Source organism: Streptomyces sp. UG1 (genome assembly GCF_049974585.1).
In the GTDB taxonomy this organism is placed as follows: Bacteria; Actinomycetota; Actinomycetes; order Streptomycetales; family Streptomycetaceae; genus Streptomyces.
The window spans coordinates 1-11,932 of record NZ_JBNGGG010000020.1 but is presented as its reverse complement, the minus strand read 5'-3'; the positions used below and the strand labels follow the sequence as shown (position 1 = coordinate 11,932).

14 protein-coding genes are annotated in these 11,932 nt (G+C 69.2%); 7 read left to right on the top strand and 7 right to left on the bottom strand.

All coding sequences use genetic code 11. The features are described 5' to 3' along the window. Positions 1–77: 77 nt before the first annotated feature. Positions 78–1,364: a cytochrome P450 gene (locus ACP4J3_RS22550; protein ID WP_426537179.1), complete on the bottom strand. Its 1,287-nt coding sequence runs from the start codon at positions 1,362–1,364 to the stop codon at positions 78–80. A 219-nt stretch (positions 1,365–1,583) separates the two neighbouring features. Between ACP4J3_RS22550 and ACP4J3_RS22545 the strand changes: the two genes are divergently transcribed. From ACP4J3_RS22545 to ACP4J3_RS22530, 4 genes are all read left to right on the top strand, one after another. Next, a complete protein-coding gene (locus ACP4J3_RS22545) occupies positions 1,584–3,119 on the top strand; it encodes a fused MFS/spermidine synthase (protein WP_426537177.1) in 1,536 nt (511 codons plus the stop codon). A gap of 449 nt (positions 3,120–3,568) precedes the next feature. Next, on the top strand, positions 3,569–3,727 hold the full coding sequence (locus tag ACP4J3_RS22540; RefSeq protein WP_426537175.1) for a hypothetical protein: 159 nt from the start codon (positions 3,569–3,571) through the stop codon (positions 3,725–3,727). Positions 3,728–3,949: 222 nt separating this feature from the next. Next, positions 3,950–4,393 carry a hypothetical protein gene (locus ACP4J3_RS22535; protein WP_426537173.1) on the top strand — a complete coding sequence of 148 codons (444 nt, stop codon included), beginning with the start codon at positions 3,950–3,952 and terminating at the stop codon, positions 4,391–4,393. Positions 4,394–4,602: 209 nt separating this feature from the next. After that, entirely contained in the window at positions 4,603–4,752 is a 150-nt protein-coding gene (locus ACP4J3_RS22530) for a hypothetical protein (RefSeq protein WP_426537171.1), read from the top strand. Between the two features lie 58 nt (positions 4,753–4,810). Here the strand turns inward: ACP4J3_RS22530 and ACP4J3_RS22525 are convergent, their stop codons facing one another. Both ACP4J3_RS22525 and ACP4J3_RS22520 read right to left on the bottom strand, forming a co-directional pair. After that, positions 4,811–5,455, bottom strand: a complete 645-nt coding sequence (locus ACP4J3_RS22525) for a TetR/AcrR family transcriptional regulator (protein WP_426537169.1) — start codon at positions 5,453–5,455, stop codon at positions 4,811–4,813. Positions 5,456–5,497: 42 nt separating this feature from the next. Next, a complete protein-coding gene (locus ACP4J3_RS22520) occupies positions 5,498–5,902 on the bottom strand; it encodes a PaaI family thioesterase (protein ID WP_426537167.1) in 405 nt (134 codons plus the stop codon). 106 nt (positions 5,903–6,008) lie between these two features. Between ACP4J3_RS22520 and ACP4J3_RS22515 the strand changes: the two genes are divergently transcribed. After that, on the top strand, positions 6,009–6,890 hold the full coding sequence (locus ACP4J3_RS22515; protein ID WP_426537165.1) for a cytochrome P450: 882 nt from the start codon (positions 6,009–6,011) through the stop codon (positions 6,888–6,890). A 222-nt stretch (positions 6,891–7,112) separates the two neighbouring features. Here ACP4J3_RS22515 and ACP4J3_RS22510 read toward each other — a convergent pair whose 3' ends face one another. The 3 genes from ACP4J3_RS22510 to ACP4J3_RS22500 all read right to left on the bottom strand — a co-directional run bounded on the left by ACP4J3_RS22510 (position 7,113) and on the right by ACP4J3_RS22500 (position 10,009). After that, complete coding sequence (locus tag ACP4J3_RS22510) at positions 7,113–8,609, bottom strand: vanadium-dependent haloperoxidase (protein WP_426537163.1); 1,497 nt, start codon at positions 8,607–8,609, stop codon at positions 7,113–7,115. Between the two features lie 675 nt (positions 8,610–9,284). Then, entirely contained in the window at positions 9,285–9,842 is a 558-nt protein-coding gene (locus tag ACP4J3_RS22505) for a hypothetical protein (RefSeq protein ID WP_426537161.1), read from the bottom strand. Between the two features lie 5 nt (positions 9,843–9,847). After that, on the bottom strand, positions 9,848–10,009 hold the full coding sequence (locus ACP4J3_RS22500; RefSeq protein ID WP_426537159.1) for a hypothetical protein: 162 nt from the start codon (positions 10,007–10,009) through the stop codon (positions 9,848–9,850). Between the two features lie 134 nt (positions 10,010–10,143). On the opposite strand from ACP4J3_RS22500, the gene ACP4J3_RS22495 reads away from it, so the two are divergent. Then, on the top strand, positions 10,144–10,719 hold the full coding sequence (locus ACP4J3_RS22495; protein WP_426537157.1) for a TetR/AcrR family transcriptional regulator: 576 nt from the start codon (positions 10,144–10,146) through the stop codon (positions 10,717–10,719). 101 nt (positions 10,720–10,820) lie between these two features. Here the strand turns inward: ACP4J3_RS22495 and ACP4J3_RS22490 are convergent, their stop codons facing one another. After that, a complete protein-coding gene (locus ACP4J3_RS22490) occupies positions 10,821–11,240 on the bottom strand; it encodes a hypothetical protein (protein WP_426537409.1) in 420 nt (139 codons plus the stop codon). Between the two features lie 15 nt (positions 11,241–11,255). Here ACP4J3_RS22490 and ACP4J3_RS22485 point away from each other — a divergent pair, with 15 nt between their 5' ends. Beyond that, positions 11,256–11,876 carry an ATP-binding cassette domain-containing protein gene (locus ACP4J3_RS22485; protein ID WP_426537155.1) on the top strand — a complete coding sequence of 207 codons (621 nt, stop codon included), beginning with the start codon at positions 11,256–11,258 and terminating at the stop codon, positions 11,874–11,876. Positions 11,877–11,932 lie beyond the last annotated feature (56 nt).

The following is an 11,932-nucleotide window of genomic DNA, read 5'->3' as shown; positions in this document are numbered from 1 at the left end:
CGCGTACGCACCACGTTGAGGATCAGGGGCATGATCTCACCATTCTGTGGAGGGCCGGCCCTGGGGCGTAACCGGCCCTACCTCACCACTGCTCGCGCCGCTCCTCCTCCCCCGCCCCGTCCGGTCGCGCCGGCCTGAGGTTGGGACTGGTCGTCCGAGACGGGGGTGAAAGCGACGTCCAGACGGGTGAGTCCACGGAAGTTGAGGCTGCGCTGCCACTGTGGCGAGCTGCCGTCGAGGCGTAGACCGGGGAGGCGTGTGAGGAGTGCTTCCAGGGCGATCGCGCCTTCCAGCCGGGCCAGGGCCGCGCCGAGGCAGAAGTGCGGTCCGTGCCCGAAGGCCATGTGCCGTCCGCCGGACCGCTCGAAGTCCAGTACGTGGGGATCGGGAAACACGGCCGGATCCCGGTTGGCGGCACCGCACACGAGGAGCACTGCCTGGCCTTGGGCGATGGTGCGGCCCGCCAGGTTCATGTCCTGCCGGGCCCGGCGCAGCATCAGCTGCACCGGGGCGTCGTAGCGCAGGAGTTCCTCGACCGCGGCGGGCATCAGATCGCGCCGACGGCGCAGTTGGTCGGCCGCGTGCGGGTGGCGGAGCAGGGCGAGTGTCGCGTTGCCGATGAAGTGGGTGGTGGTCTCGTGGCCGGCGATCAGGAGCAGGGCGCAGTTGGCGAGGAGTTCGTCGAGGTCCTGGTCGGTGTTCTGTGCCTGTGCGGTCACCAGGGCGCGCAGCGTGTGGGGAGCGGGCGGGGTGTCGTGGCGGGTGAGGAGTTCGCGGAGGTAGGTGAGCAGATGGGTCATGCTCTGCGAGGCCGAGCGGTTGCCGTCGGCGTCGAGCCGGGAGTTGCCGATGGCTTCCGCGATCGGTTCGGACCAGGCGGCGAGGGCGGGGCGGTCCTGCTGGGGCACGTCGAGGAGGTCGCAGATGATGGTGAGAGGCAGCGGGCGGGCCAGGTCCGCGACGATGTCCATCCGGCCGGTCGGCGCGGTGTGGGTGATGATCCGGTCGACGGCTTCCGCGATCCGGGCGCGGAGTGTCGCTACTGCCCTGGCGGTGAAGGCCCTGCTGATCAGGGCACGCAGCCGGGCGTGGTCGGGGGCGTCGTTGTAGAGCATCTGCCGGCTCAGTACGCGGGCCAGCGGGCGCAGTTCCTCGGAGACGGCTGCGATGTCGGGATAGCGCACCGAGGACAACCCCGGGTTCCCCGCGGCGTCGCTGACCACTGCGTGCCCGGTCGCCACCCAGGCGTCCAGGTGGCGGTCCCAGAAGAGCTCGTCGGTGCTCCGCAGCTCGTCGTAGAAGTCGTAGAGGCGCTCTTGGACTTGGGGGCGGAACGCCCGCAGCAGCGATGAGGATGTGCGCATTGTCGGATGTTAGTGGTGGCGCTGCAGCGCAGGGGCGTCGTCGACGCTCTTCATCCAGATGAAGGATTGGAGCTCTTGGGCCGCAGGAGGCGCCGGCGGCGCCGAGCCCGACTTCGTGGACGTGGCCGAAGACGGGCATCGTCACAGCGACCACCGCCGCCTGCGTAGCCGCTCAACACCCGGGCGTGCGTCGACGAGTGGCGTGCGAGGATGTCGCCCGTGACCGGATCGTCTTCCTCGCCTGTCGCCGAGGGGAGGCCTGGCAACCACGGCCTGGGTCCCCGTGCCGCTGTCGTGCTCGTGTTCGGGTCCTCGGCCGCGGTCCTGGTGGTCGAGATCGTCGCCTTGCGGCTGCTGGCTCCCTACCTCGGCCTCACCCTCGAGACCAGCACCATGGTGATCGGCATCGCCCTCACCGCGATCGCCCTCGGCTCCTGGCTGGGCGGACGCATCGCCGACCAGGTCGATCCACGCCGGCTCATCGGCCCCGCGCTCGGGGTATCGGGAGCCGTCGTGGCGCTCACCCCCGCCGTGCTGCGCACCACTGCGGAGTGGGCACCCGCGATGCTCTTGCTGATCGCGTCGCTGACCATCCTCGTACCGGGCGCGTTGCTCTCCGCGGTGACGCCGATCGTGACCAAGTTGCGTCTGACCAGCCTCGCCGAGACCGGAACGGTCGTCGGGCGGCTGTCCGGTGTCGGCACCGTCGGCGCCATCGTCGGCACCGTGCTCACCGGCTTCGTCCTCGTATCGCGGCTGCCGGTCAGCGGCATACTGATCGGCCTCGGAACACTGCTGGTGGTCGGCTCGGCGCTGGTCGAGTGGAGAACACGCGGGTGGAGCGGCACTCCAGCCCTGGCACTCGTGGTCGTTGCCGGCGGCCTCGCCGCCACGGTCGCGCCCGGTGGCTGCGACACGGAGACCAAGTACCACTGCGTACGGGTCGTCGCAGACCCGGACCGGGGCGGCGGCCGCACACTCGTTCTGGACGGCTTGCGGCACTCCTACGTCGACATCGACGACCCGACCTTCCTGGAATTCACGTACGTGCGCGCCATCGCGTCGGTGGTCGATGCCGCCTTTCCCGAACGCGAGCCACTTGCCGCCTACCATCTGGGCGGCGGCGGGCTCACCCTTCCCCGTTACCTCGCGGCCACGCGGCCCGGAACACGCAGCCTCGTCTCCGAGATCGACAGCGGGGTCGTGCGCATCAATCGCGCCCAACTCGGTCTGGGATCGGAAGCCGGCATCGACGTACGCACCGAGGACGGCAGGCTCGGTCTGCGGCGGCTGGACGCCGGCAGTCGTGACCTCGTCGTCGGCGACGCCTTCGGGGGCGTCAGCGTGCCGTGGCACCTCACCACAGTGGAAGCGATGACCGGCGTACGGCGGGTGCTCAACGAGGACGGACTGTACGTCGTCAACCTCATCGATCACGGTGATCTGGCCTTCGCACGTGCCGAAGTGGCCACCCTCGGCGAGGTCTTCGAGCACGTCGCCCTCATCGGCGAACCCACCGATATCGGCCTCGACCCGACCGCCACCCCCGAGGGCGGCAATCTGGTGGTGCTCGCGTCGAAGCGACCGGTCGACCTGCGCGCGACCCAGGAAGCGCTGGACGCCCGGCAAACCGGCTGGAAGATCACCACCGGTGACGACCTCACCTCCTGGACCGGCGACGCCCAACCGCTCACCGACGACTACGCCCCCGTCGACCAGCTCCTCCAGCCCTCCAGTCCACGAAGCAGCCGGTGACACGATGCATGCCCTGGCCCTGCCGGGACATTTGAACAAGCCCCGGCAGTGGCTCGCCGGACGACATCGCTGCCCCGGCTTCCGCGCAGGCGTCGCCCACTGCGGCCGCGGCGTTGGTGCACGAGCGGTGCGGCGAGTGGCTGACGTGCCCTCTGCCCGGCCGTGTCGGTCGCCAGGCCGACGTGACCGAACCGGGCATCGGCCGGCGACGGTACGAAGGGGCCCGACGAAAGCAGCCAGCCTCCCCTCGCGCTCGACGGCGTACTCGTGGACGCTGGCTCCGCCCCCTCCCCGGAGCCGTCACCCGGCAGCCGTTTCCGTCAGCCTCGCGCGCGGAGCCGCCCCCAGCCCGCCCGGCACGGCGCATGCCCGCACGCTCTTCGACGACCTCAGCGCCCCGCCCAGGCCGGCGCGGACGGTCCGCTTCGGGCGGGGTGCGAAGCCGGACGATGCACCACGGCACCGAGCCGATCCCGCTCTCCACCGGCTACAGCCCGCTGTTCGTGAAGGCTTCCGGCAACCGTGAGCACCTGGTCGAGCTGCACGTGACGGGCCCTGACGACCCTGGCCGGTGTAGCACCGCTACGCCGGAGCCGTACGTCCGGTGACCTGACCACTCGACGACGACGAACGGCTGTTGCTGCTCGTCCTAGGCCGACGGTACCTGCTGTACGAGGAGGAGCCGCGCCCCTTGTCGTACGGTCATGGCGGCCGAACGACTCGCACACCTCCGCCCGGAGGCTCGATGGAACAAGCGCGGTATCGAGTGCCGGATCGAGGCCGTACGCCAACGACGGTGCTCTCGACCGGGCGAGGGTGTTCGTTGCCCGGTGCTGAAAGAGGCGTTCGAGCGCGACCCGGTACTGGTTCGTGACGCGGTCGAGGTCCTCCCGGCCGGCGTGCAGATTCTCGACCAGCACCTTGTACGTACCGGCGGCATCGCGGCCCAGCAGGTCGACCTCGGCTGCCACGCCAAGGCGGCGGCAGCGGTCGATCACCGAGGCATCGCCGGGGCTGCGCTGGTGCTGGTAGGTGGCCAACAGCCTGGCGAGTCCTGCCCGAGCGTCGGCTGCGTGCGCCATCAGCGTTTCCGGCTCCGCTGGGCCGGCCTCTCGGGCTTCGAGTTCGGTCTCGTGCGCCGCTGCGTCGACGGCATCCCGCCACCGGGCGGCGGTGGTGGGCGACTTGACCTCGTCCAGTGCCCTGCCGAACTTCTCGATCTGACGATGCCGGCTTCGGTGAAACACTCGACTGCCTCCCAACAGGAACCGTGAACCATCCGCACGCCCCGGTCGAGGCCGTCCCTCCGGTGAGTTGTACGGCAGACCCGACTCGCTGTGCCTGCGTTGCCTGTTGCCTGCGTGACGGCTCGGGCCGGTCGGCGATCGGTACGTTCAGGCTTCGCTCGCCAGCCGCCCGGGACCGGTCCGGGCAGTTTGAACGACGTCAGGGGCACTGGCTGAGCGGCTGACGCCGGCGGGGGTTGCATCCGTCGGACCGGGGTGGCAATCGGAAGGGCCGGCATCAGGTCTACGTCGGCGACTCCCTCCTCGACGCCCACCGACTCGCCGAACTCTTCGCCTCCGAGCATGTGCGGATCCTCACGGCCAGTGCCCGGGAGGCACTGGACTAGATACAGTTGGGCCCCGCGGGCCGTCCGGGATCAGGGGCAGGCCGGCCTCGGACGTGGTTCAGCCCGACCGCATCACGGCAGACATCGAGGGCTTGGCCGCGTGAGATGCGGTGAGCAGCGCGCCCTGGACGGCTGAGGACGCCGCCCGGGTGACATAGCGAGCGGTGTCCGGAGGCCAGGCGTCACGCTCCTGGTGGATCAGGAGGGAAACCGCGCCGTGCACGCTGGCACACAGCAGTCTGGTGGTTTCGGTCCTGCTCCCCACCGGTACTCCGGCATCGAGGCAGGCTGTGACCTTGTCCCGGAAGTAGCGGAAGCACGCGTCCTCGTTCTGGCGACTGGCTTCGGTGGCTTTGCCGTCCATCACCAGCCGGTACTGCGAGGGATGGCGAAGCCCGAACCCGATGTAGGCGACGCAGGTTTCGTAGAGCGCCGTCACAGGATCCGGGAGCTCCCGGGACACCGCTTCCAACTCGATGAACAGTGAACTCCACACACGCAGACATGTGGCGTGGATGAGTTCCCTCTTCGAGGCGAAGTGGAGATACACGGCCGGCGGGGTGACACTTGCACTTGTCGCTACCGCGCGAATCGTCAGAGCGTCGGCGCCACCGTCTTCGAGCAACTGATCGGCGATGTCGAGCAGTTGGTCACGGAGCAGGCCCCCCTGGCCCTTGGCAGCGCGAACTCGGGAGCCGGTCACAGGAACAGGCCTTCGGGAGCAAGGAGTGGCATGAGGGCGTCTTCAGGGTGTCTTCGGCTTGACGGCGGTGACCACCTGGGTCACCCGGGCGCACAGTTCGCCTTGAGTGTCGTGCACGTCGACCTCGACGACGGTGTTGCGCCCCACGCGCAGGGGGCGGGCCGTCGCGACGACGTCCGTGTGGGCCGGCCGAAGGAAGTGCGTGGTCGACTCCACCGTGGCCGGTGCGGTGCCGGGCGGACTGTTGAGAGCGGCGCACACGGCACCGCTCACATCGGCGAGCCCCATCAACGCTCCGCCATGGAGGCCGCCGCCCACCGTGGAAAGAGAGAGGTCGTGCGCCAGCGTGGCGCGAACGCCGGCGGGGGCCATCTCGTCGAACACGACTCCGAGTGTCTTGGCGTACGGCGCGAAAGCGTAGACGTCCTCGGCTGCAAGTGCGGGCACGGGCTACTCCCATCTGAGTGAATGACGATAAGTTATCGACGTTAACTCATGCCGTCAACACAGGATTTCGGGCCGGTCAGCCGTAGATCCGCTGACGCGCCAGCAGTTGCGGCACGAGGCCGTCACTTTGCTGACCGGTGCCATCGAGACCACGGGCACCACTCTGGCCTGGACGCTGTACGAGATCACCCGGCACCTTCAGTACGACGACCTCGACCCACTTCCGTACGCCCGCCAGGTGCAGCAGGAAGCCGTCCGCAAGTACGGGCCTGCGTGGATGGCGACAAGGACCGCGGCCCGCGACATCGACCTGGGCGGCCACCACATCCCCGAGGGCGCCGAAAGTGCATCGGCGAGGACTTCGTGTGGAGCGAGCTGCGGATCATCCTGGCGACCGTTCTGCAACTGTGGCCCCGTTTCGATGAACCAACCTCCCTCAAGGACCTCGGGCCCTGCCTCGTCCACGACCGCTTCAAACCGGCGGCGGCACGGGTGCCAGCTACCTCGCCCGATCGCCCGATCGCTCGAATCGCTCGGCGGCCGCCGCGTCGCGATCAGGAGGATCCGTACCGATCAGGCCGCCGCACGCCCCTCGCGCCCGGGAGCCCTCCGCCGCGAGACCAACGCCGCCCGACGCGTCAGCGTTCCGACCGGGACGGATCCGTGGCACGCCGCTGGGCGGCTGGGCAATCCGGCACGGCCCAGAGGCGGTCGCCGGAGACAGGCTCCGCCTCTCGGCCGCGCGCTGGACGACGGGTGCTACTGCTCGTGCGCAGCACCACCTGGCAGCCGTTCTCGCGGCTGTGGCCGGGTCGCGACGATCCGTTCGCCGCGCCCGCGGATGAACGCCGTGCGGAAGCTGGTCGCCTCCCGCACGCTGCCCCCCCACACCGACACGTCGGCGTGGCGAACTCCCAGATTCTTGACGGCGACCTGGTGGACGCCGTCAAACGCGAGCGGCGGGACGGGGTCGTCGCCGGGAGCCTGAGCGTGTCTTCGACTGGCTGCCGAGCAGGCCGGTGCCGCCGTCATCACCTGCTACCGCCACACCCGAGGCACGCGACACCGCGGCCCACGCGTCACGTCTCCGATAACTCGCCCCGGTCCGCAGCATGATCTTCACCGTGGACGAGCACGTGCTGCCACTGCACTGACCGGCCTGGTGTCGCCGGGTTCCCCGGAGACACCAGGCCGGCAGGTCCGGAGGTGGTCAGATGGCGAGGGTGGTGCCGTCGAAGCGGCTCAGGGTGAAGACCGCGTCCTCCAGCGTGGCCTCTTTGGCCTCGCGCAGGACGCCGATGGCGATCTCCTCACCCAAGCGGACGGACTCGGTGTAGTCGGTGCGCCAGTGCACACCGGCCATGTTGCGGCCGGTGGCGATGTTGCCGGCGACCTTGTTGAGTTCGCCGCCGACGGTGAGCCGGTCGGCGTCGGGGCCGGTGTACGGCTCCAGGGCGGTGCCGTCCGTGGTGGGGACGACCGGGTCGGTCAGGATGTGCGACTCGTCGAACCACGCCTTGAGGATGGTCACGCACGCTCCGGCGACCGTGGCATGCCCGGATCCGTACGAGGGATGGGTCGGGCTGCCCTCCGGGAAGGCCTGCGGCAGCAGGTAGCTGCCGTGCTTCTCGAAGACCCGCTTCACGGCGACGGAGTCCAGCACACCGGAGTCGATCGGGTACTCGCGCTGCCCGCGCAACTGCTGGTGGACCCGGCCGCCGAACTCCTCCGGCCGCAGTCGCCGGTGCACGTACCACTTCTGGAACCACACCGCCTTCAGCGCGCGGGTGGCCACCTCGGTCACCAGCGAGAGGACATGCGGTCCGCCGTACGTCCCGAAGCCGATCTGGTTGCGGGAGAAGTTGTACGGATTGCCCGCGTCCACCGGCGCGTTGTCGCCCAGCAGGATCAGCGCGGCGTTGAGGTACGCCTCGTACAGCGCGTCGAAGTGGACGTAGTGCGCCAGGTCGCGCGGGGTCTGGATGTAGCGCCGGGTGGCGAAGTCCCGCTCGTCCGGCTCGGGTTCGGAGCCGTTCTGCACCTCCAGCCAGTCGCCCCAGGTGGTCAGATGGTCGACGGGGCGGACGAGGGTGTCCTGCCGCTGGTCGACCAGCAGCGTCCCGTACGGGATGTCCTTGAGCAGGAACTGCGACAGGTAGGGCCCGGCCAGATCGCCCCGGGTGTCCCCCCGGAAGATGGTCTGCGGCGTGACCTGACCGTCCAGCTTCGGCGCCCGGAAGTCCGTCAGCCCGCTCAGTTCACCGGCCGCCTCGGCGACCAGGTCACTCTCGGCGAACCGGGTGAACAGCACATCACGGCACAGCGCCATCCAGTACAGCTCGACGGCCTCGGCGGAGTTCTGTGCGCTGTCGATGCGCGGCGCCGGGGGCATGGACAGTGCCTGGGCGTCCGGGCCCTGCGGGTCGAAGGCCAGACCGGCCTGCGGGTTGACCAGTTTGCGGGTGTCTGCGAGCGGGATCCGCTCGAAGTCCTCGTAGCTGCCTGTGGCCAGCGCTCGGCGCAGCAGGTGGTACGCGGCCGGGGCGACCTCTCCGAACTTGTCGTGCGGCAGCCCCTTGGAGTAGTTCGCGACGAAGGGGTAGTCCGTTTCCTCCCCGTTCGAGGCGTGGACCGGCACGTGGCGCTGAAACTCCGCCTCGGCGGCCCGGACGCGCGCGTCGCGCGCGGCAAAGCGACGATCACTCATTTGTGCATACCCCCGTGTTCCCCCATGAGTCGTGCGTGACATCGCACTCATCTCATGAGACACCAAGTAGCCTGAAATCGTTGTGCGATAAATGACAACCAATGACATCTGCACAAATGACGCATGAGATTCCCGATATGCGCCTAGGGCCTGTCCACTCTGCCCCGGGTGTTCACCGTGCTGCTCGCGCGGGCGGACGCCGACGGCGACCTGGACGGCGGGTCGCGGTGGACGGCACGATGGTGCGCGCCCCGGACGGGGCTTGCCCTCGGCCGGTCCCGCGGCGGACTGACCATCAAGATCCATATGACGGCCGACGGCCGCTGCGCCCGTTGGCCTTCCAGCTCACGCCCGGCCAGGCCGTATCGCCGTCGAGTCCGTTCCAGGACCACCCTCCACCCCCGGGATCGGGGACGCCGCCCACAGGGCGCTGGGTGCCTTCGCGGTCAGAGGGTCTGGGCGCCACCATGAAGTGCCCGAGTGCGATGACTCTCGCCGAGGTGTCCAGTCTGCATCGGCAGGACGCGATCAACCTTCCCGGTGATCAGCGGCCGGAGCGGGACTGATCCTGTCTTCTGGGGTGCAGTTGGGCAGAGCGCGAGTTTCCATCAGGACGCCGCACAGGGCTTCAGCCCGTCGCGCACCGGTCGAGGGGTTCCGACAGGAACAGCCTGATCAGAGCCGGGCGGGGGCCGTCGTGTCCGCGGTCCCGCCGCCGGCCCGTTGCTTCCGCTGTCCTTGCTGGACCCGCCATCCATACCGGGTGACGCCGCGTGGCTTGTAGATGGACAGGGCCGTCGCCGTGAGCAGTACGGCGACACCGGCGGCGGCGTCGAACACGAGCTGCATCCTCATCCCGTCGAGCTGGGAGCCGGACAGGTCCATCTGCGCGGCCGTGTCCGCCACGTGGTCGACCACCTGCATGTGCACAAGGAGGAGGAAGGTGGCCAAGACGGTCAGCGCGAGCTTGACCAGTACCCAATAGTGGCGCAGCAGTCCCCAAGTCGTACCCAGCGACTGGACCGTCCCGGTCAGCAGGGAGGCGAGCGCCAGCGGGACGATCACGTACCAGCCGGTGACCTGCATGGCGAGATACGCGCCTCGCACGCGCTGGGCGTCCTCGCCCGTCAGGCCGAAGACCGCGAGCACCAGGAAGGCGGCGACCGCCCCGAGCCAGCCGACCGAGGAGGCGACGTGCGCGGTGAGGGCGACCTTGCGGAGGCCGGACGGCATCGCCATCAGTGGCCGCCGTGCATACCGGGGCCTGTGCTGCCGGCGAGGTGCAGGACGAGGAACACCGCGACCACGGCCAGTGCCACGGCGCCGGAGAGCTTCACCCAGCGCGGGGCGGCGGGGGCTGAGCCGTCACCGGGTGCGGATCCGGACGGCGAGTCGTTCATACGTGTCCCCTCGGTCGGGCCGACGCGTTCCCCGGGCTGTTCTCTCGCATCTCTCACACTGAAAACTCTTATCGAGACACTATGTCTACGTCAAGTCGCAGTGTTTCGATGATGTCGTTGCGTACACTGCACTGGTGCCGAAGTTGTGGAACGAGACCATCGAGGAGCACCGCCGCGCTGTTCGCGACGCGGTGCTGGAGACCACGGCGGCGCTCGTGGCCGAGCACGGGTTGCGCGGCGTGACGATGTCACGGATTGCCGAGGAGAGCGGTATCGGCCGGGCCACGCTGTACAAGTACTTCCCGGACATCGAGTCGATCATGATGGCGTGGCATGAACGACGAATCGCCGCCCACCTCGACGAACTCGCCGAGCTCCGGGACCGTCCCGGAGCCCCTGGTGAGCGTCTCGAAGCGGTGCTGGAACGCTATGCGTTCATCCAGCAGCAGCGCCACGGTCATGGCGGGGAACTCTCGGCCGTCCTGCACCGAGGCGACCATGTCGTGCACGCCGAGCAGCATCTGCGCCAATTCATCCGTGGGCTGCTCGAGGAGGGGGTCCGGGCGGGCGAGGTCCGCAGCGATGTCGCGCCGGACGAACTGACCGGGTACTGCCTGCATGCTCTCGCCGGGGCCGGCGCCCTGACATCCAAGGCTGCGGTGCGGCGGCTCGTGATGGTCACCCTGGCCGGGCTGCGGCCTCCCGCCTGACCGCGGTCCTATGGCTGTGCGTCCTCCGGGGTGCAGTCGAGACACATGCCGACGCCGCTCGGACCACCCCTCAGAAAGGGGCCGTCGATCGGCCGACGGGATCAGCGGAATCGGGGATGCCACACGTCGCGCGCATGACCCCGGCCATCGACCACGGTGATGTCGGGCCAACGGTCGAAGGCGGAGCAGGGGTGGGAGATCCCGAGGTCGACCTCGTCACCGACATGCAGACCGCGTACGCCGGTGAGGACCAGGTGGTGGTCGTAGATCTGGGCCGCGACCGCCGTGACGCCGGCTCGCGGCACGCCCTGTGCGTCGTGCGCGGCGAGCAGGACGCACAGGCCGGCGTCGTAGGGCAACTCACGTTTGCCGGCGCCGACGACGGCACGCCCCGGCTCCGACGTGGAGAGGACCACCGCCCGCACGGTCGGCGCCGCCTTCAGCCCGGGCAGCGGGGAGACGTGCTCGTATGTGCCGTGGTCGTGGGTCACGTAGCAGCCCGACCGCAGGACGGTCACCATCGGCACGGGGCCGGCGTGTCGTGCCGCTTGCGCCAGGGCGTGGACGACCCGGTCGTCATGGAGGCACACATCCACCGCCAGCAGGCGCGCAACATGTGGCTGCTCGGCCCGGTCCACCGCAGGGAGTCCTTCTACTCCGAACTGCTGACCGGGCATCGCGCGGCCAAGGGCACGGCCAAGGAGATCCGGCTGTTTCGCGCGGGCGCCTTCGTAGACGTCTGGTTCCGTTACCACGATGATCAGGACTGGATCCTGCGCGGCGTGACCCTGCACATCCCGGTGGGCCTCACCACCGCGATCGTCGGGATCAACGGCGCGCGCAAATCCACGCTGATCAAACTCCTCTGCCGCTTCTTCGACCCCTGCAAGGGCCGCATCCTCTGGGACGGCGTCGACATCCGTGACTACGAGCCCGAGGCGTACCGGGCCCGACTCAGCGCCATGTTCCAGGGCTTCATGGAATGCGACCTGACCGCCGCGGAGAACATCGCCAGCGGCCGGCTGGAAGTACTGGGCGACACTGCGCTGATCGAGCGTGCCGCCCGACGCGCGGGCATCCACGAGGAGATCACCCGGCTGTCCGGTCGCTACGAAACGCTACTGAGCCTCGTACTTAGACGTCGTCTCATTTGGTGAGTCTGCGGTAGCAGATGAGGCTGCAGGCGATGGCGGTGAAGGCCAGGAAGTGCTCG

Bases quoted from the DNA above. Each gene is read 5' to 3' on its own strand.
- ACP4J3_RS22510 (WP_426537163.1), bottom strand. From the start codon at position 8,609: ATGAGTGATCGTCGCTTTGCCGCGCGCGACGCGCGCGTCCGGGCCGCC.
- ACP4J3_RS22540 (WP_426537175.1), top strand. From the start codon at position 3,569: ATGCACCACGGCACCGAGCCGATCCCGCTCTCCACCGGCTACAGCCCG.
- ACP4J3_RS22490 (WP_426537409.1), bottom strand. From the start codon at position 11,240: ATGGTGACCGTCCTGCGGTCGGGCTGCTACGTGACCCACGACCACGGC.
- ACP4J3_RS22500 (WP_426537159.1), bottom strand. From the start codon at position 10,009: ATGAACGACTCGCCGTCCGGATCCGCACCCGGTGACGGCTCAGCCCCC.
- ACP4J3_RS22550 (WP_426537179.1), bottom strand. From the start codon at position 1,364: ATGCGCACATCCTCATCGCTGCTGCGGGCGTTCCGCCCCCAAGTCCAA.
- ACP4J3_RS22505 (WP_426537161.1), bottom strand. From the start codon at position 9,842: ATGCCGTCCGGCCTCCGCAAGGTCGCCCTCACCGCGCACGTCGCCTCC.